Raw genomic sequence first — 18998 nt, 5'->3', positions numbered from 1 at the left:
AAGCGGTTACATTCTAGATTATAGTGACTGAAGGGAGCCTGGCCATGGAGCACCGCAAAATTCCTGTATCCCATATCCTTCATCAGCAAGATAGTATACTTACCGTTAGTGGACCTCTATCTCCAGACACGCTGAAAGGCCTGCAGATGCATCCTGATCTGGATGCCTTCCGTAAACCGCAGGAACAGTTGGAAGCGCTTATAGAGATTGCTGGATTGCCTGAGGGCCGTGTAATAGCTGCTGTTGCAGGCAACTTGATCGCAGGATATGTTACTTTTCACTATCCTGATGAACTGGAGCTGTGGTCCCAGGGCGGTATGGTAGATCTTATAGAGCTGGGTGCTATTGAAGTAGCGGATGGATATCGGGGGATGGGGCTTGCAAAGCTGCTGATTACCAGCGCTTTTGAGCAGGAACAGTTGGAGAATTGCATCGTATTTACAACCGAATATTACTGGCATTGGGATCTTAAAGGCAGTGGACTTGATGTATGGGCTTACCGCCAGATGATGGAGAAGCTTATGCAAACCGTGGACATGGTGTGGTATGCCACAGATGATCCGGAGATCTGCTCCCACCCTGCCAATTGCCTCATGGTCCGTATCGGCCGTGAAGTGCCGATGTCTTCGCAGGAAACCTTTGACCGGGTGCGGTTCAGGCAGCGTTTCATGTACTAACGCGGCAGATCCATCTCCGGAAGGAATGTTTTACATCGCCTTCAGCATATATTCAAGGATAGCATGGGAGCATTCGGCGGCGGTTACCGTAAACTCGTGATAATTCGCATGTGCCGAACCATCTGCTTTATCAGACATGGAGCGGATAATCACAAAAGGAATATCGTTCATGAAGCAAACCTGTGCAACGGCGGCCCCTTCCATTTCCGCGCATGCCCCGTTGAAATGCTCACGGAGCCCAGCCACAACGGCTGCGCTGGCAATAAATTGATCCCCTGACAACACTATTCCCGTAATCCACTTTTGCTTCAGACTCATACAGGCCTCTTCTGCCAACTGAACAAGAGCAGGGTCTGCGGGGAAAGAGGATACCGCCTGATAGGGGATCACCCCCCGCGGGTAGCCAAGAGCGGTAACGTCCATATCATGCTGAATGCAGTCCGTTGAGATCACAATATCCCCAATGCCCAGATCCGGATGTACCGCTCCCGCAACACCTGTGAACAACACACGTGCCACGCCAAAGGTATCGATCAGAATTTGTGTCGTTACCGCAGCATTCACTTTGCCGACCCCCGATTTACAGAGAACGATCTGTTTGCCGGAGATTGTACCAGTATAATAAACAATACCCGCCTTAAGAGTGCTCACTTTGTCATCCATGCTGTCGAGCAGCAGTTTAATCTCCTCGTCCATCGCTCCAATTAATCCAATGACTTCGTTCATATGTATCCTCCTACGGTCAAAATCAACGATATAAAACATAAAAAGCCCCAAAAGGAGCTTTCTACGCACTGATATTCAAACCTATTCGAATGCTTACTTGTTCACATGATTGACAGACAAACGGAGAATCGTCTCATGCGGCAAAATAACCCTCGGGTTCTCAACAGTTTCCTTCTTCATTAGCTTCGTCAGCAGTCTCATTGCTACAGCACCCAGATCGTACATTGGCTGTGCTACTGTGGTCAGCAATGGACGAACCATGGATGCCATGCGGATGTTATCAACACTGATAATTGAAAAGTCATCTGGAACCTTAAGACCTTCATCCTGAATACTGTGGATTGCTCCAATCGCCATCTCATCGGTTGCAGCAAATATAGCCGTCGGCTTCTTCTTAAGCCCCAGGAAATACTTCATGGCTTCGACACCGGATTCGTAACGATAGTTCCCGATGCGGACCAGGTCCTCCTGATACTCAATGCCTGCCGCTTCCAGTGCTTTCTTATAACCTTGAAAACGGGCATAGCCGTTGGCAGGGTCCTGCAGTGTACCGCTGATCATCGCAATTTCGCGGTGACCATGACGGATCAGTGTGTTCACAGCATCAAATGCCGCCGTCTCATGGTCGATGTCAACTGAAGGATAGGTTCCCTTCTCATCACGTGTAGCGCAAAGCACGATTGGCACAGCAGACGTCTGGAACGCTTGAATGTGCTCTTCAGTTACCGTCCCGCCCATGAAGAGCAGACCGTCCACTTGCTTCTCCAAAAGCGTATTGATAACACGAATTTCCTTCTCTTTGCGTTTATCCGCGTTACACAAAATAATGTTGTAATGATACATGTTGGCAATATCTTCGATCCCACGCGCAATTTCTGCAAAAATCGAGTTCGAGATATCGGGGATAACAACCCCAACGGTTGTCGTTTTCTTGCTGGCGAGACCTCTCGCCACGGCATTTGGACGATAGCCCAAACGCTCAATCGCTTCAAAAACTTTCTTCCGGGTCTGCGGTTTCACGTTCGGGTTATTGTTCACAACCCGTGATACCGTAGCCATAGATACGCCTGCTTCTCGAGCTACATCGTAAATGGTTACCGTCAAATTACTCTCTCCATTGCGATAAATTTTATCGTTCGACTAATTAAAATTATGATACGACACTTTGTACAATTGTGCAATGATAACGCTTCATTTTCCTTTCAAAATTTCTTTCAAAAGGCCGAGAACGCTATCGCTATACGGAATAAAGGCCTGCTGTTGCATCATTTTCTCCGAATGATTGCTTCTAATGAACTTGTCGCATTCATAGGTTTGTCTGATATGATTCTATCGTATCAAAAAGCGCGTGAAAAATCCAACATTCGTGAAAGATTTTCATTGATTTTGCAGAAAAAATTTCAGAATCCGCTTTATTCTGCATTTATTTTGCTCTTTCTGCCGATTGAACTGTCAATTGAGATATTCTTTTTCCAGTTTCGTCCATCCACTTACGATCAAGAAGATCCGCTGCCACCCGGTAGACATCCAGCAGTAAGTCTATGCGTCCCTGTATGCCGCTCCGGATCGCGTCCTCTACCTCGGACATACCACCCGCGAACAATCCAGCAGCAAAAGTTTCTTTAAGTACACTTGCCCATTCATTCTTGTCCGCAAACGAAATATGTCGCTTAGGCGGTGATTCCCCGAGTTCGTGGATCAGCTTGCCCAGATCGCTTTTGATAAATGGTAGAGGCTCGTAACGGCCGCATTCTGTACAGGTGTAGACTGGAACATGTGTTATTTTTATCTTTGCACTATAGATCAGCGTATGCATATGTATGGTCTTGATACCGCCGCAGTCACACGGTTTCTTCATTAATTGTTCCTTATGCATCTCCCACACCTCAGACTTAGTAATAAGATTCCCTGAACGGCTATCTTTAAGAAAAAAAACGAAAACTCTCCTGTTCAATTGCTATATTCGACCTGCTTCCCCTTAATCCCTTCCGATTTGCAAAAAATGATTTATTTGGCAATTAAGCAAAGTATTCCTACGCCCGGGATGACTTCATATTTCAAATTTGCTAGAATGAACTGAAGTCAAGATTGATGAAGGGAGCTGCAAAGCATGAGACTAACCGGAAAAAAGGTCATAGCACTCGTTGACGATGAGTTCGAAGATTTAGAGCTGTGGTACCCGGTGTACCGTGTCAGGGAGGAAGGTGCCGAAGTGCATCTGGCCGGACTGGAAAAAGACAAAACTTACGTTGGAAAATATGGCGTACCCGCCAAAGCCGAATATTCCTGGGATGAACTGCACGCCACCGATTATGACGGCATTCTGGTGCCGGGCGGCTGGGCTCCCGATAAAATCCGCCGATATAGCGCAGTGCTGAAGCTGGTGCAGGATTTCAACGCCGCCAAGAAGCCAATCGGCCAAATCTGCCATGCCGGCTGGGTGCTGATCTCTGCGAAAATACTGGACGGTGTGACAGTTACATCTACTCCCGGCATCCGTGATGATATGGAAAATGCCGGGGCGATCTGGAAAGATGAGGCTGTCGTCACTGACGGACATATCATCTCGGCCCGCCGCCCACCGGATCTTCCGCCTTACGGCAAAGCCTTTTGCGATGCGCTGGCGGGAGAATAAAATCAATAAGCCCTGCACCTTCAGCTAGAAGGTCAGGGCTCTTATTATGCTTATGCGGCTATTTGCGGATAGAGAGGGAAACTTGTTCTTTTATCGGATTGGGGTAGCTGTTAATCTTGAATGTTAGAGGCTCTGGCAGCGCTTCATTACCTATATTGTAATAATACAAAACAGGAATGGCTCCCTGAAGAGTGCTCTCCTTGCGCATAGGCACACTGATGTCTTCAAACCTTGTGGTATGCTGAGTCCCCGAGCCATCTGTAAAGTCCTCGTCCAAAATCATGTTTACATCGTCAATTGCCCTGACTCTTTGCTTAGACGGATAGACTTCCAGCAGCATGGTCCGCTTACCCGAAGCATCGGTATTAACAGAAACCTTTATTCGTTCATCCGGCCCTTTGATTACCTGCTTCTTATCCGTATCAATCACAAGCTCCATTGCATTTTTGTCCAGAGCCTGGATTCCATTGATTCTCAACTCCAGCGGCTCCTTGGAGGTATTAACGTTGTCAAAAACGAGCGTTCGAATCCTGTCTTGGGAAATCGAGCGTTTTGTATGTAACTCCGTAAGGTCATTGCTCCTGCCCAGCATTAGCTGGGGCGAGATCAATCCGAAGATTTCTTTGGAGTTCCGCTCATCATATTCTGCTTCCACATAAATGCCGGATGCCGCAATATACACGCTGTTTATTTTAATGTTCTGGCCTGCAAGAATCATATTTTGATCTATTTTGAGGGTTTGTCCGGCTTTGGCTAGAGCTTCTTGATTCAGAGCTACCGGCACGGACAGTTCTGCTGCATAGTCTTCTGTTGTGAAGCGCGCTACATCCCGTTCGTTCTCGTCATAGAGTCCCGCTTTTACGAACAATTGATCCGGCAATTCCGTATATTCTTCGTCCCACAAAATGTGCTGATATCCGCGCGTGATACCCGGCTTCGAATTTTGCGCACTCCTGGGCCCATACCGATCTACCATTGCATCCTCTTCGTTGACCATGGATATTCTAAACTTTCGCGTCTTCTCCAGTGTATGGTTCTGCAGAGAGTAGAGAATGATAATCCCCTTCTGGTCGGCTGCGATGCCGTCTACAGTCAGTCTGTATCCGCTCCGTTCCGCTGAAGTCCCGTTAACCCGCTGCACCAAGCCTGCATCAAGGGCTGATGACACCGTAAGATTACTCCCGACAGCCGTACGGAATACCTCAAACTCCCCCCAGTCGTGCACGGAGCCAAGCTGACTTTGAATAGTACTGTTAGGCAGCCCCTCACGCCCGCCAATCCACGGAACCGCAAACATCAGTACAATGGCCAGCACAGCTAATCCGCCCAGGAAGTAACCCCTTCTGCCCGGAATCCGCCCGCCTCTTGAACCATGGACCCCGCTGCGGATAGCCGTAAGCAGCTTAACCTCGGGTACCTCCGCTGCCTCCAGAGACAGCTCGTCAAAATAATCCTTCAGCAGCTTTTCCTCATTCTGAATCATGCTCCCATGCCCCCTTCCGTTTTAACTTATCACGCAGCTGCTTCAATCCTTTGTTCAGCCAGGTCTTGATGGTTCCTTCCGGCCGGTTCAGCACCTCGGCTATTTCGGATACAGTCATATCCTGGTAATATTTCAGCACCAGCACCTGGCGGTATTTCAGCTTCACGCCGTCCAGCGCCTGCTCCATATCCAGCTTGCGGTCACTGGTCATTTCCATAATCCTGCCGCCGGGGTTTACAGGTTCAACCGGGGTAAGCCGTTTCCTGCGCTTCAGCTCATCCTTGCAACAATTGATCAGGATGCGGGTCAACCAGGGGGCAAACCGCCCGGGGTCCTTGAGGCTGTTGCGTCTGATCCAGGCCCGGTATGTACTTTCCTGCAGTACTTCAAGTGCATCTGGTTCATTTCTCAAGTAACTGTAGGCGATCCCGTAGAGGATTTTCCTCTGCTCCGCGACCTGGCGGATAAACTGCTGTTCCTCCTCTTCCACAGCAAGCACCCGCTCCCCCTCCAAAAGATTCTCCATGCTCTGACTTCTCACCCTCTCTGCTCTTTATTAGAATTTCTATATATACTGACTACATTAGCAGGGAAACGGTTTTACTTTTTTTGAAAGCACAGCAAAAATAACCCCACAAAGTGGGGCGCTGGCTTCAATACCGGGGCTAATACTTGCAAAAAATCCGGCGGACCCGCCGGATTCTGCTCACTGTCACTATGGGTTCCCTTGAATACTCAAGAGGTTTTTTCTTTCGAGTCGGCACCTGTCCCAAGCGGAACCCCGCTCCGTCCAGCAAAGGCTGTCAGCAGCTCCTCTGTCTGTGTGCTGGTCCGGTGCTTGAAACAGAACTTGGCCGTTTCTCTGGCTTCAGAAGCCAGCGTGTTCAAGGCGCGGTGCTTCACCTTCAGCAACGCTTGAGGCGACATGCTGAGGTTGCTGATTCCCAGCTCCAGCCAAAGTGGCAAAGACCGTTCATCTGCTGCCATTTCACCGCATACACTAATTTCGATGCCCACACTCTGCGCTGCTTCCACGGTCATCCGGATCATCCGTAGTACTGCAGGATGGTATGGATGATACATATGGGCAATCTGTTCATTCATCCGATCTACCGCCAATACATACTGCACCAGATCGTTCGTGCCGATACTGAAGAAGTCAACCTCTTCTGCCAGAAGATCTGCAATCATCACCGCTGCCGGAACCTCAATCATAATGCCTACAGGCATGTTGCGGTTATACGGAACGCCAAGTTGATCGAGTTCTTCCTTGACCTCGTTCAAGACTGCTTTGGCAGCCTGTACTTCCTCAATGGAAGAAATCATCGGGAACATCATTTTCATATTCCCGTAATGACTGGCCCGCAGTATAGCTGTTATCTGGGTTTTGAACATGTCCTTACGGTCCAGACTGATGCGGATTGCCCGGTAGCCAAGAAATGGATTCTGCTCCTCGGGAAGCTGGAAATAATCCAGATGCTTGTCTCCCCCAATATCCAGTGTGCGGATGACCACCGTTTCGCTTCCTACTTTTTCCGCAACCAGCTTATAGACTTCGAACTGCTCCTCTTCCGTCGGGAAAGAAGTACGGTCCATATACAAAAATTCGGTCCGGAACAGTCCGACACCCTGCGCCCCGTATTTGAGCGCCATATCCAGCTCCTTCACGGAGCTGATATTGCCGGCCAATCGCAGCGGAACGCCATCTTTGGTCACGGCCTCCACGGTAGCGAGCAGTTCCAGCTGCTCTTTTTTGCGCTGCTGCTTCGCACGTCTGGATGCATAATCCTCCACGGTCTGTTCATCCGGGTAGAGCTGAACGACTCCGGCTTCACCGTCCATGACCAGCATATCGCCGGTCTGAATCGGAGTCAGGATCTTGTTCTCCAGCCCTGCTACCAGCGGAATACCGAGGGCCCGGGCCATAATGGACGAATGTGAGGTTTTCCCCCCCATCATGGTTACGATGCCAAGCACATAGGTAGGATTCAAATGGGCCAGCTGAGAAGGTGAGAGCTCCTTGGCCACCAGAATATAAGGCTGCGTATCTGATGGCAGTGTGACCTCCGGCGCTCCCAGGAGATGCTTCAGCAGACGGTTGCCGACATCCTTGATATCGACCGCCCGTTCCTTCATATATTCATCGTCCAGCAGATCAAACATGGCGACAAAGTGGTCAATTGCTTCCTTGACTGCCACTTCGGCCGCCTTGTACTGACGCTCGATAATACCGCGGATTTCACTCATGAATACCGGATCATCCAGAATCGCCAGATGGGCGTCGAAAATGCTGGATTCCTCCGGCCCGACAACCTCACGGAATTCTCTTTTGATAAACTCAATCTCATCCTTAGAGGTACGGATGCCTTCGTATAGACGTTCAAATTCCTTCGCCAGATCTACAGGGTTCACCTGTGTGTCCGGCAGGCTCCATTCCCAGTTCGGCAAGACAAAGGCCTTCCCGATGGCTACACCTGCTGCGGCGCCTATGCCTTGTATCATGCTTCAATCCCTCCAACATTGCTTTCATGTAAAACTACGGACATCACAGAAGACTGTCCTTTTTTAACATTTTTAAATGGAGCATAGCTCCAGGATTTTACACGGTCCGGGTTGGTGATGACCATCGGGGTAGCTAATGAGGCTGCATGGTCACGTAAAAAGGTCAGGTCAAATTTGACCAGCAGCTGCCCTGGCTCCACACTGTCCCCTTCCTTCACGAGCGCCTCAAACGGCCCTTTTAGCTGTGAAGTATCGATCCCTATATGCATAAGCACCTCCAGCCCCTCTGGTGTAGAAATGCCTACTGCATGCATGGTTGGGTATACGTGCATGACTTTGCCGAAGACCGGCGAGACGAGCTCTCCCTTTTCCGGGAAAAAGGCCACCCCGTCTCCAACCAGCTTCGCGGCAAAAATATGGTCAGGCACCTCTTCAATCGGCATCATCCGGCCCTGAATCGGCGAACTGAACAGCACTTGAGGCAGATCACGGAGCAGAAGCTTGTTGATCTCTTCACGGATCAGCTCCGAATAGGTCCCGAATACGACCTGAACATTTCCGCCGCCCAGCTTGATAATACCTGCCGAACCCAGGCCCTTCAGCGCCCCCGTATCTACATTTCTGTCATTGTGTACCGTTAATCTTAGCCTTGTGATACAGGCTTGCACCTGAACGATGTTTTCCTTCCCGCCCAGCGCTTCAAGGATCAATGGTGCCTGGTAAGGAATGTTACCCGCCCAGTCGCCAAGCTCCGAGCCTTCCTCACGTCCCGGAGTCGGAATCTGAAAGCGCCGGATTGCCCAGCGGAACACATTATAGTAGACAATGCCGTAGCCGATCCCAATCGGAATGAGCAGCCAGGCTCGCTGTGACAAATGCAGATTAAGGAAGAAATCAATGGCCCCTGCAGAATAGGAGAAGCCGTGATGAATGCCGAGCGCATAGGTCAGCACCATCGCCAGGCCGGACATGACCACATGAAGTGCGAACAAATAAGGAGAAGCAAACAAGAAAGCAAACTCGATCTGCTCCGATACTCCGGTCAAAAAGCAGACCAAAGCGGCGCGCAAAAACGTCTTCTTGATTTTGGGCTTCAAATCCTCACGCGCTTCCTGAATAATGGCAAACGCAATTGCCGGCAGCGCGAACATCATAATCGGAAACAGACCGGCCATAAATATACCCGCTGTAGGATCTCCGGCAAAAAAACGCGGCAAATCCCCCTGCACGACCGCGCTGCCGTCAGGTGTAGCATAGGTTCCCAGCTGAAACCAGAACAGATTATTCAAAATATGATGCAGTCCAAATGCCGTAAGCACCCTGTACAGAACCCCGTAGACGAAGACTCCGTATCCGCCGGTCATCTGAATATCCCGGAACATAATATCCAGGCCATGCTGCAGCACCGGTGACAGTCCAAGCATCACCCAGGCGAACAGCGCGGAGAATAGTCCCATGAACAGCAAAACAAAACGCGATCCTCCAAAAAACTGGATCGCCTCCGGCAGCTTGATATTTTTGAACCGGTTATGCGCCACACCGGCAACAATTCCGAGGATAATTCCGATTAGTGTTGCAGGCTGTACAGCCCCGTCTCCCATGTTGGAAACAATCCGGTCATAAGTGAACATCCCCGCGAGTGCCGCCATCCCCGCCGGTCCGGCCTGATTGGACAACCCCCACGCCACACCGACAGCAAACAAATAAGGCATGAAATAAAATATCCCCTGCCCCGCGTAAGTAGTCACTTCGGATACCGAAGAAAGTCCCCATGCAGACCACGGCAAGCTGCCCAGACTCAGCAGAATAGCCGCCGCCGGAAGCACCATGGTAGGAAGCATAATGGCTCTGCCCAACTGCTGCAAAGATCCGAGCCAATTCAAGGTGACCCTCTCCTTTCATTCTATATTGAATGGTAAGCGCTACAGCAGCTTTTGTCAAAAGATTCTGAGCGCAAAGTTACCGGAAAAGTGAGGAATTTCATGTGGAAGACTGGTGCCGGTTCACCTAATGTACTTGATTAATCAGAGTGATGAAAAGCGGTTTGATTCTGAGAATATTATACCCCTTCGTTGACTCCTTCCCCGGAAAAAATAAAAAAGAACGTCCCGCTCCAAAGTGAAATGGAGCAAAGGACGTTCCTCGTCTTCATTAAGTATAACAATACCGCCTGAAAAAACGACGGTTCCGGTGAAAATGATGCAGCGGATTCACATTTGCCGAACCCAGCGCAACCGTGAGGAAGGAAGAACCCTTAGGTTCAGAGGTCCCGCAGATTGGCTTCACCTTAAGCACTTACAACCGGCTGCGGCCTTTCATCGTGATCGCTTCCTCGACCTTAATGCAGCGGTCCATGATCGCAATCATATCGTGCTCAGCTGCGATGTCGGCAGCCTCCTGGCTGACAATGCCCTGCTGAAGCCAGAGGACACGCGCGCCAATGCCAGCGGCTTCCCGGGCTACGTCCGCGCAGTATTCACTGCGGCGAAACACATTGACAATGTCCACAGGCTCAGGGATTTCCGCCAGTGTATGATAGCATTTCTCGCCCAGAATCTCACCATCCACCGATGGATTGACCGGGATTATGCGATAGCCCCGGCTCTGCATGGCACCTGCCACCATATAAGAGGTGCGGTCTGTTTTGTCGGAGAGCCCGACTACAGCTATATTGCCCGCGGCAGCAAGGATTTCTCCAATCTGCTCCCGGCTTGGGTTCTCAAAGCTCATGTCTATTTCCCCTTTCTGTTTATCGTGCCGTTGTAATAGCCTAAGCTACATGGATGCTTCTTCCACCCGGCACGTAGTCATTTACTATTCCATCATACAGCGCAGCGCAAAAAGATCCAAATTATCAGTTTCAGCTAAAATCGCTTACTTTGCACAACCAAACCATGTGAACAGAATCGGGGCCCCAATAATCCTTAACCGTTATATAGGGTTCTCCAAATTTCTGCAGCCATCTTGTCTGTGCTCGTGTGTAGCCGCTGTCGAGGCAAAACTGATCCAGTCCTTGTTTGCGCAGATACGCCATCAATTCCTTAATCAGGGCTGAACCTACACCTTGCCCCTGATACCTTGGCAAAATGTATAAACTCCCGAGCTCGCCAACATCATCAAGCTGATGTCCGGTACATGATTGAATATCCTCACCACAGGGTGCAAATGAAATCGTGCCGACGACAGCCCCGTCTAGTTGGGCAACGAGGAAATAGGGATCTGAATGTTTGGAGTCCAGAGAAGCTTCAGCCATTAATTTCTTTTTTTCAACTTCATGTTGAATATCTTCTTGCAAATGTCCCAGTCCTTCTTGTTCAAAGGCATCCGAGATCGAAGCTTTAAAAAGCTGAAGTACCGACTGTATATTATCCTGAGTAAGCGAATTTATGCTTAATTGACTAACTTCAGTCATAGTTATGAACACCTCTGTTCAATTATCTCTATTCTACCCACTCCACATTTGCTCCAAGCGACCGCAGATGGTCGAAGTACTGCGGATATGATTTGGCAACATGGTGAGCATCTTTGATCCGCAGGGGCTGGCGGGCGCGGAGGCCAACTACGGTCAGCGCCATGATCACCCGGTGATCATAGTGTGCATTGATTGTCACACCGCCCTCAACGCCCTCCGGCTTACCGTGGACAATGATCTCATCCCGCCGCTCCTCTACACTTGCTCCGGCCCGGGTAAGTTCAGCCAGATAGTCAGTAATGCGGTCGCATTCCTTGTATCTCAAATTCTCTACATTATAGAAACGTGAGGTTCCTTCAGCAAAAACGGCAGCTGCCACCATCGCGAGGACCGCATCCGTTGCCGCATCACCATCGAATTCCACAGCCTTTAGAATACCGTTGCCCTGTACATGCACCGTACCATTCTCATGGGTAAGCGGTACTTCCATCATGCGCAGTACATCAACAATCGCTCTCTCCCCTTGCTTGCTCTGTTCGGCAAGCCGGTGGATTTTCACATCCGATTTCGTGACTGCCGCCGCTGCAAGGACAGCTGCCGATCCAGGGTAATCCCCCTGTACTGTATAGGATTTGGCTTCATAGGCCTGGCCGCCCGGCACCTTAAATGACATATAGTCCTCAGCAGCGTGAACGACAATCCCTGCCTGTTCCAGAACCTCCAGCGTCTGTCCTACTACCACTTTAGACTTCAAGTCATCCAGCACAATAATTTCGCTGTCTTCTTCAAGCAGCGGAGTCAGGAACAGCAAGGCGCTTAAATACTGCGAGCTGACCGCACCTGATACTGTGATCCGTCCACCCGCCGATTTGCCACCGCGAATCGTGATCGGTAATCTGCCGTTATTATGTTCTACCTCTACACCTAGCTGACCAAGCGCAGTAATCAGATCGTCATGCGGCCGTTTGCCCAAGGAATCGGGATACGTATTCACAAAGGTGACCTCAGGACTGAGGGCAGCCACAGCCATCAAAAACCGCAGCACCGCACCGGCATTGCCCACGTTCAGTTCTTTCACATCGCGGGGATGACGGCCAAAGCCCTGAATGACGATTTTCTCCTCATCCTCCGTAAGCACAGCTCCCAGATCGGCAATGCATCTGCGGATCGCATCACTGTCTTCGCTGTGTGCCGGGTGATAGATTGTGCTGACTCCTTCCGATAATGCGGCGACCAGCAGGTAGCGTGTAGTGTAATTTTTGGAAGACAGGGCTCCAAATTCCCCTTGCAGGGTGGGTGTAGGCCTAACAATAACATCCATGATCTAAGCTCTCCTTATTGTATAGAATATATATTATGTATTGCTCGGTTTGACAGGGTAATCCGCAATTGTGTTATCATGAAGGCATTCTTCTAATGAAAAGAGGTCACAACCATGAATGAGATTCCCCAAATCACAGCAGGACAATTGCGGCAGCGTCTGGAGTCAGGTGAAGACCTTGTACTGATAGACGTCCGTGAAGACGACGAAGTCGCTTTCGGGATGATTCCCGGAGCACAGCACATTCCTATGGGTGAGATTCCGCAGCATACGGACGAGCTGCCTAAGGAAGCGGAGCTCATCTTCATTTGCCGCTCTGGCGCGCGCAGTCAGCGTGTCTGCGAATACTTGCAGCAGTTCGGCTTCAAGACATCCAACCTCAGCGGCGGAATGATTGACTGGAATGAAACTGCGGATGCCTAAGTCTATCACACATACGCTTAAAAGCTCAACCGCGGTAGTGCATTAAAATATACTCCGACACTTCTGCCACACTCCGCTTCGTTGTATCGACCGTGCAATGTGCGAAACGGTAAGCATCCCTGCGCTGTTCCAGAATCGCACGTACCCGTTCCTGTGCATTGCCGGCGAGCAGCGGCCTGTTCTCATCTCCGCTGACGCGGGCGATAATCTCTTCCTCAGTAGCTGTCAGCGCGACTACAAGTCCTTTTTGCAGCATGATTTCCGCATTCCCCGGAGCCAGCACGGCGCCGCCGCCTGTGGAGATAATACGGCTTTCCCCTTCCAGCATTTCCTTCAGCACAGCCGATTCGATCTTGCGGAAATATTCCTCCCCGCCTTCAGCGAAGAGTTCGGCAATACTCCGTCCTTCATTCTGTATGATCACATGATCCAGGTCAATCAGTTCATAGCCCAGCTCCTCAGCCAGCAGTGCGCCCACCGTCGACTTCCCCGTGGCCATCATCCCGACCAGAATGATATTTTTATTGGCGTAATTCATAACGACCCTCCAACCGCGACATTTGTCATATCATAACACAGGGTGAAAACATTGCACAAACGCTAAATCTCTGAGCAGAAACGGCTTCGCGATCATCAAATAGAGACCCCTTCCGCAAAAAAAGGCCCGAAAGCCCCCGCATTCACACGAGTAGCCATTCGGGCCGCTGTCTGCGGCTTATGCCTGAATTTATTCAGACAACCAGTTGTGGTGGAAGACGCCTTCCTTATCCACACGTTTGAAGGTGTGAGCACCGAAATAGTCGCGCTGTGCCTGAAGCAGATTCGCAGGCAGGCGTTCTGTACGGTAGCTGTCATAGTAAGCCAGGGCACTGGAGAAGCCTGGAACCGGAACCCCTTGCATTACTGCAGCGGACACCACTGTCCGCCATGCGGACTGGTAGGAGTCCATGATGTCCTTGAAGAACGGATCAAGAAGCAGGTTCTTAAGCTCCGGATTGTTCTCGTAGGCATCGGTGATGTTCTGGAGGAAGCGGGAGCGGATAATGCAGCCGCCGCGCCAGATTTTGGCCAGGCTGCCGTACTTCAGATCCCAGTTATATTCCTCGGAAGCTACACGAAGCTGTGCAAACCCTTGAGCATAGGATACAATTTTGCTGGCGAACAGAGCTTTGCGGACATTCTCAATGAACTCGGCTTTGTCGCCCTGGAATGGCTCGGTTGCCGGGCCGCTCAGCACTTTGCTCGCTGCAACACGTTCTTCCTTCATAGCAGACAGGAACCGTGAGAATACGGATTCGGTAATCATGGACAGCGGCACGCCGAGATCCAGTGAGCTTTGGCTTGTCCATTTGCCTGTACCTTTTTGACCGGCAGCATCGAGGATTACATCCACCATCGGCTTGCCGGTTTCTTCATCATATACTGCAAAAATGTCCTTGGTAATCTCGATCAGATAGCTGTCCAGCTCACCGTTGTTCCAGTCCGCGAAAATGCTGTGAAGTTCTTTGGCATCCAGTCCAAGAACATCCTTCAGCAAATGGTAGGCTTCGCCAATCAGCTGCATGTCGCCGTATTCGATACCGTTATGCACCATTTTTACATAGTGTCCGGCACCGTCAGGTCCAATATATGTACAGCAAGGCTCTCCGTCCACTTTGGCCGAGATTGCCGTAAGAATAGGTTCAACCAGCTTATAGGCGCTTTCTTGACCGCCAGGCATAATGGAAGGTCCTTTGAGTGCACCTTCTTCACCGCCGGAAACACCTGTACCGATGAAGCGGAAGCCTTTTTCCTCCAATTCCTTATTGCGGCGAACCGTGTCAGGGAAATAGGCGTTGCCCCCGTCGATGATGATATCGCCCTGATCCAGATGTGGCAACAGCTGCTCGATTGTAGCATCGGTTGCTTTACCAGCCTGAACCATGATTAGAATTTTACGCGGCACTTCCAGCGATTCAACAAATTCCCCGATGGAAAAAGTACCTACAAGGTTTTTGCCTTCCGCTTCGCTGATAAGGTCATGAGTCTTCTCCGGGGAACGGTTATATACCGATACTGTGAAGCCTCTGCTCTCGATGTTAAGAGCCAAGTTTTTACCCATTACTGCCAAGCCAATCACACCGATTTGTTGTTTTGCCATCTGGTTCTCCACCCTTTGCATCTTATATTTTTGTGAAATCCATTTCTCGCAGTATTAGAATACCATCCTTTATCAGAGACAGCAAAGTTCAGCCTGCTTGAAAACGATCAATTTCATTGACAAATTCCTGCGTAAATCGTGGAAATTGCTCACAACGAGTATTTTAACGTTTTTGCCGCCAGAAGTGAACCCCCGTTCAAAACCGAAACCGGTCCTTGCCCAAACGAGTATGCGGGTGCGTGAAAGCGGGATAAAAATCTAATGGTTGTGAGCGACGCCAAATAAGTGCGCATACAACCGTTAGTAAAGAAACCTCCGTTAATGGGGCTGATTAAGCGCTTTGACCATTAGCGCAGCAATGTTCCAAACAGTTCGCTCATTCGAGGCAAATCCGTTGATCAAGCACCACTTCCAGGTTGAGCCGGAAATCCTCCAGCTAACTCTTGTTATTCTTAAGCCGATGTTTTATATTGACATAAGAGCAGGTCAATAATAAAAGAGGTGAACGGACGAGATGACTCCACGCACGAAGGAACAAAACGAAGATATCCGGCTGCGGCGTCTGGCACAAATCCGTAAAGCGGCTGCCGATGTCTTTTTGAATAAAGGGCTTTTACTGGAAATCCGCGATGTGGCCGCGCAGGCGGGACTCGGCTATGGCACGGTGTACCATTATTACAGCAATAAGGGCGATTTGCTCCACGATCTGCTATGGGACGCGTTGGAGCGGTCCGGGGAAGGGCTGGAGGCCGCGTTAGAGGCTCCGCTGAAGCCCCCGTTGGCGGCTCCACTAAAGGTTCCGCTGGAGGTCACGCGCGCTTCGGCTTCGTTGGAAACGCCGGCGGGCGGGCATTTGGGCTTAGCTGCTGCGGCGGACACGGGAAACTCGGCTGCGGCGGATTCCCGAAGCCGAAACCCCGAAACGGCCGCTGCCGCAGAGCTTGGCCCCGTCGCCGCTGCCAGTGTCCGGCTGCTGCAGCTTTGGGCGGAGGACCACGCCCTGTACCTGCTGCATAAGCTGGCCGGTGAGGGCTTTGCCTCGCTGCCTGAAGCACGCTCGGCCCTGCTCTCGGCCGCTTTCCGCCGGGAGGTGCTCGCGCCGCTGGCCAAGCTGCTGGAATCCGGGCGTGCGGCGGATGGGGCTGCCGCTCCCGGAGGAGACACGGCGGAGCTGCCGTATCGGCTACAGCGCGCGGAAATGCTGCTGGCCGCCTTGGTCGGCTGCGCCTCGCTTTCGCTTCGCCGCGGAAAGCTGCATGAGGAGGCCAGGGATATCGTCCTGTTTTTAAAACTGTAAAATGGAAAAGGAGCGAACAAATACAAGATGATTATTTTAAAATCACCCAGGGAAATCGAAGAAATGAAGCCGGCGAGCCAAATCATCGCGGACTGCTACCGCGAGGTAACCAAACTGATCCAGCCGGGGATCACCACCCGGGAAATCAATGACTTTGTTGCAGGGCATATCACCAAGCTGGGCGGCAAGCAGTTTACCAAAGGGTACAACGGCTTCCCCGCCGAAACCTGCATTTCGGTCAACGATGTGGTGGCCCACGGTATTCCTTCGAACCGGGTGCTTATGGACGGCGATTTACTGAAGCTCGACATTGTCGTGGAATATGGCGGATGGTTCGGCGATTCGTGCTACTGCTATGCGGTGGGCACTATCCGGCCGGAGGCGCAAAAATTAATGAAGGTGGCAAAGGAATGTCTGGAGCTGGGGATCGCCCGGGCACTCCCCGGGGGCCGGCTCGGCGACATAACGTCGGCGATTCAACAGCATGCGGAAGCGAACGGGTTCTCAGTCGTACGCGATCTGCTGGCGCACGGGATCGGGCGGAGTCTGCACGAGGAGCCGAGCTACGAGCATATCGGCGTAGCCGGCAAAGGCATTCGGTTAAAGGAAGGCATGGTGTTTACGATTGAACCGATGATCAACGAAGGTACGTTCCATATCACGATTGACGACGATGAATGGACGGCAAGAACGGCCGACGGCAAGTTGTCAGCGCAATATGAGCATACGATCGCTATCACGCCGGACGGACCGCTGATTTTAACTGCCCAGTAAGTAAACAAGACACCCCTTAAGCGGGATGCCCTGGCCTAATCTGAATTACGGCTGTATCACCATTCAAGCATATTCAGTTCCCTTGTCAATACCAGAAGCCTGGCTTTGCATGCTGCTATCCGTTCCGTATCCTTGGCCTGAATGGCCTTGTGGAGCTGGTCCAGAACCTCATCCACCTCTAGCCTGCGGTCGCGGATCCGCTCTTCCCCATCCACAGAGAAGAACAGCTTTGTCAGCTCCTGATCAGAGAGCAGCGGGCCTTTCTGGTAGAGCACGCGCTGCTGGTAGCCGGAGATTTCCACCAGCCGGATCACTTCGCCGAACAAAATATTTTCAATAATGATCTGGCGGTCGCGAAACCGCTTAACGACGGCATGCCCCCGCATATCACCAATCAGCTTCTCCATCCACTCAGACAGGCGCGCATCACGGATCATATAATCTCCCACCAGTTTGAAGCCTTCCTTAATCCGCTGGAAACGCAGCTTCACAAGCTTGCGGCCGGTGCGCACCGAGATAAGAAAAACCGTTTCATTCTCGCTCCAATAAAGGGAATAGCCTTCCTTAATCAAGTCCTTGATCAGATCCTGGAGATGCTGTCTGTCAAAGCGCAGCTCCAGATTGCAATACTCGACTTCGTCGTTTTTGTTCACGGCACTCCCCCCTAACTGCTTTGTTACAGCAAAGCCAGCTTCATTAGCTTAACTTAGAGCAGAACCGACTGCCGGACCTCAACCTGCTTTATAAAACTTTGCGTTCGTCTTGCTCTTATTTTATACTTCATTTTATGTAGCGGTAACTTGGTTTATTGACTATTTTTACCCGCTTTCCACCTTTTCCAAACGCTTTACTTCAGTTTTGCTCCAAATAACTTGTCTGTAATGCAAGTACAGAGGGCTATGCAGACTTTAATCTGCTGTTTTATGATATCTCACCATTATTCATACGAGGAGACGCTGCAATGCCATTTCAAGGATTTACCACTGATGATTTTGATGTATTTCAGATTGACGGTCTGGATCCGCGCATGAATGCGCTGATCGCAAGAGTCCGGCCTAAGCTGAACGAGCTGGGCGATGAAGTCGCCCCTCTATTATCCTCACTTACGGGGGAGGAAATGTTCCCGCATGTAGCCAGACATGCCCGCCGGACCGTTCATGCGCCGAATGATACCTGGGTGGCATGGGGTCCGAATAAAAGGGGATACAAGGCGCTGCCGCATTTTCAGGTTGGCATGTTTCAGAGCCATCTCTTTATTGTGTTTGCCATCATTTATGAAAGCACTAATAAAGTGACTTTTGCTGAAGCGCTGCTCCGGAACATGGACGACATCCAATCAGAGCTTCCAGGCGGGTATTTCTGGTCCACAGATCATTTGGATTCAAAGGGAATACCGCATGCCGGCATGGGTAAGCCCGCATTCACCGAGCTCTCGCGCAAGCTTAAGGAGGTTAAGAAAGCCGAGGTCACGTGCGGACTTCGCATCGATAGAGAGGACCCGCTGTTATCCGATGGCGGTAAACTTCTCACCGTAGTCCGGCAGACTTTCGAGACTCTGCTTCCGCTCTACCGCATGTCCTTCTAAATTTCCGTGCGTTGTCATTCTCT

Annotated in this window: 19 protein-coding genes; 6 read left to right on the top strand and 13 right to left on the bottom strand. The window is 50.8% G+C overall.

The genetic code is table 11. The features are described 5' to 3' along the window. Window positions 1-44 precede the first annotated feature (44 nt). Window positions 45-677, top strand: coding sequence for a GNAT family N-acetyltransferase (locus A3848_RS29300; protein WP_074088563.1), 633 nt, complete (start codon window positions 45-47; stop codon window positions 675-677). Window positions 678-707: 30 nt separating this feature from the next. Here the strand turns inward: A3848_RS29300 and A3848_RS29295 are convergent, their stop codons facing one another. From A3848_RS29295 to A3848_RS29285, 3 genes are all read right to left on the bottom strand, one after another. After that, on the bottom strand, window positions 708-1403 hold the full coding sequence (locus tag A3848_RS29295; RefSeq protein ID WP_074088562.1) for a 5'-methylthioadenosine/adenosylhomocysteine nucleosidase: 696 nt from the start codon (window positions 1401-1403) through the stop codon (window positions 708-710). Between the two features lie 93 nt (window positions 1404-1496). Further along, entirely contained in the window at window positions 1497-2507 is a 1011-nt protein-coding gene (ccpA, locus tag A3848_RS29290; protein ID WP_074088561.1) for a catabolite control protein A, read from the bottom strand. 319 nt (window positions 2508-2826) lie between these two features. After that, the gene (locus tag A3848_RS29285) at window positions 2827-3261 is read right to left on the bottom strand and encodes a hypothetical protein (protein WP_074088684.1); all 435 of its coding nucleotides are present in this window, start codon (window positions 3259-3261) and stop codon (window positions 2827-2829) included. 252 nt (window positions 3262-3513) lie between these two features. Between A3848_RS29285 and A3848_RS29280 the strand changes: the two genes are divergently transcribed. Next, the gene (locus A3848_RS29280) at window positions 3514-4038 is read left to right on the top strand and encodes a type 1 glutamine amidotransferase domain-containing protein (protein ID WP_074088560.1); all 525 of its coding nucleotides are present in this window, start codon (window positions 3514-3516) and stop codon (window positions 4036-4038) included. A gap of 58 nt (window positions 4039-4096) precedes the next feature. On the opposite strand, the gene A3848_RS29275 is transcribed toward A3848_RS29280, so the two are convergent. The 7 genes from A3848_RS29275 to aroA all read right to left on the bottom strand — a co-directional run bounded on the left by A3848_RS29275 (window position 4097) and on the right by aroA (window position 12756). Beyond that, window positions 4097-5521, bottom strand: a complete 1425-nt coding sequence (locus tag A3848_RS29275) for a DUF4179 domain-containing protein (RefSeq protein WP_074088559.1) — start codon at window positions 5519-5521, stop codon at window positions 4097-4099. Beyond that, a complete protein-coding gene (locus A3848_RS29270) occupies window positions 5508-6047 on the bottom strand; it encodes a sigma-70 family RNA polymerase sigma factor (protein ID WP_074088558.1) in 540 nt (179 codons plus the stop codon). Before A3848_RS29270 ends, A3848_RS29275 begins: the two co-directional genes overlap by 14 nt. A gap of 209 nt (window positions 6048-6256) precedes the next feature. After that, window positions 6257-8023 carry a phosphoenolpyruvate--protein phosphotransferase gene (gene ptsP, locus A3848_RS29265; protein WP_074088557.1) on the bottom strand — a complete coding sequence of 589 codons (1767 nt, stop codon included), beginning with the start codon at window positions 8021-8023 and terminating at the stop codon, window positions 6257-6259. Then, window positions 8020-9906 carry a glucose PTS transporter subunit IIA gene (locus A3848_RS29260; protein WP_074088556.1) on the bottom strand — a complete coding sequence of 629 codons (1887 nt, stop codon included), beginning with the start codon at window positions 9904-9906 and terminating at the stop codon, window positions 8020-8022. Before A3848_RS29260 ends, ptsP begins: the two co-directional genes overlap by 4 nt. A gap of 412 nt (window positions 9907-10318) precedes the next feature. Next, window positions 10319-10753 (bottom strand): CoA-binding protein, encoded by a 435-nt coding sequence (locus A3848_RS29255; protein ID WP_074088555.1) that lies wholly within the window; start codon window positions 10751-10753, stop codon window positions 10319-10321. Between the two features lie 130 nt (window positions 10754-10883). After that, on the bottom strand, window positions 10884-11435 hold the full coding sequence (locus tag A3848_RS29250; RefSeq protein WP_074088554.1) for a GNAT family N-acetyltransferase: 552 nt from the start codon (window positions 11433-11435) through the stop codon (window positions 10884-10886). Between the two features lie 28 nt (window positions 11436-11463). Then, the gene (gene aroA, locus A3848_RS29245) at window positions 11464-12756 is read right to left on the bottom strand and encodes a 3-phosphoshikimate 1-carboxyvinyltransferase (protein WP_074088553.1); all 1293 of its coding nucleotides are present in this window, start codon (window positions 12754-12756) and stop codon (window positions 11464-11466) included. A 114-nt stretch (window positions 12757-12870) separates the two neighbouring features. Here aroA and A3848_RS29240 point away from each other — a divergent pair, with 114 nt between their 5' ends. Further along, window positions 12871-13179 carry a rhodanese-like domain-containing protein gene (locus tag A3848_RS29240; RefSeq protein ID WP_074088552.1) on the top strand — a complete coding sequence of 103 codons (309 nt, stop codon included), beginning with the start codon at window positions 12871-12873 and terminating at the stop codon, window positions 13177-13179. 25 nt (window positions 13180-13204) lie between these two features. Here the strand turns inward: A3848_RS29240 and A3848_RS29235 are convergent, their stop codons facing one another. Then, window positions 13205-13717 carry a shikimate kinase gene (locus tag A3848_RS29235; RefSeq protein ID WP_074088551.1) on the bottom strand — a complete coding sequence of 171 codons (513 nt, stop codon included), beginning with the start codon at window positions 13715-13717 and terminating at the stop codon, window positions 13205-13207. A 189-nt stretch (window positions 13718-13906) separates the two neighbouring features. Further along, entirely contained in the window at window positions 13907-15319 is a 1413-nt protein-coding gene (gndA, locus tag A3848_RS29230) for an NADP-dependent phosphogluconate dehydrogenase (protein WP_074088550.1), read from the bottom strand. Between the two features lie 514 nt (window positions 15320-15833). Here gndA and A3848_RS29225 point away from each other — a divergent pair. Next, on the top strand, window positions 15834-16616 hold the full coding sequence (locus A3848_RS29225; RefSeq protein ID WP_074088549.1) for a TetR/AcrR family transcriptional regulator: 783 nt from the start codon (window positions 15834-15836) through the stop codon (window positions 16614-16616). Window positions 16617-16643: 27 nt separating this feature from the next. Continuing rightward, the gene (gene map / locus A3848_RS29220; protein WP_074088548.1) at window positions 16644-17390 is read left to right on the top strand and encodes a type I methionyl aminopeptidase; all 747 of its coding nucleotides are present in this window, start codon (window positions 16644-16646) and stop codon (window positions 17388-17390) included. Between the two features lie 56 nt (window positions 17391-17446). Here map and A3848_RS29215 read toward each other — a convergent pair whose 3' ends face one another. Next, window positions 17447-18043, bottom strand: coding sequence for a hypothetical protein (locus tag A3848_RS29215; protein ID WP_074088547.1), 597 nt, complete (start codon window positions 18041-18043; stop codon window positions 17447-17449). 308 nt (window positions 18044-18351) lie between these two features. On the opposite strand from A3848_RS29215, the gene A3848_RS29210 reads away from it, so the two are divergent. Continuing rightward, on the top strand, window positions 18352-18975 hold the full coding sequence (locus A3848_RS29210; RefSeq protein WP_074088546.1) for a YktB family protein: 624 nt from the start codon (window positions 18352-18354) through the stop codon (window positions 18973-18975). Window positions 18976-18998 lie beyond the last annotated feature (23 nt).

The organism is Paenibacillus sp. P32E (assembly GCF_001909085.1).
Classification (GTDB): domain Bacteria; phylum Bacillota; class Bacilli; order Paenibacillales; family Paenibacillaceae; genus Paenibacillus_AQ; species Paenibacillus_AQ helianthi.
The sequence above is the reverse complement of the archived record's forward strand: the minus strand, read 5'-3'. Positions and strand labels throughout refer to the sequence as shown.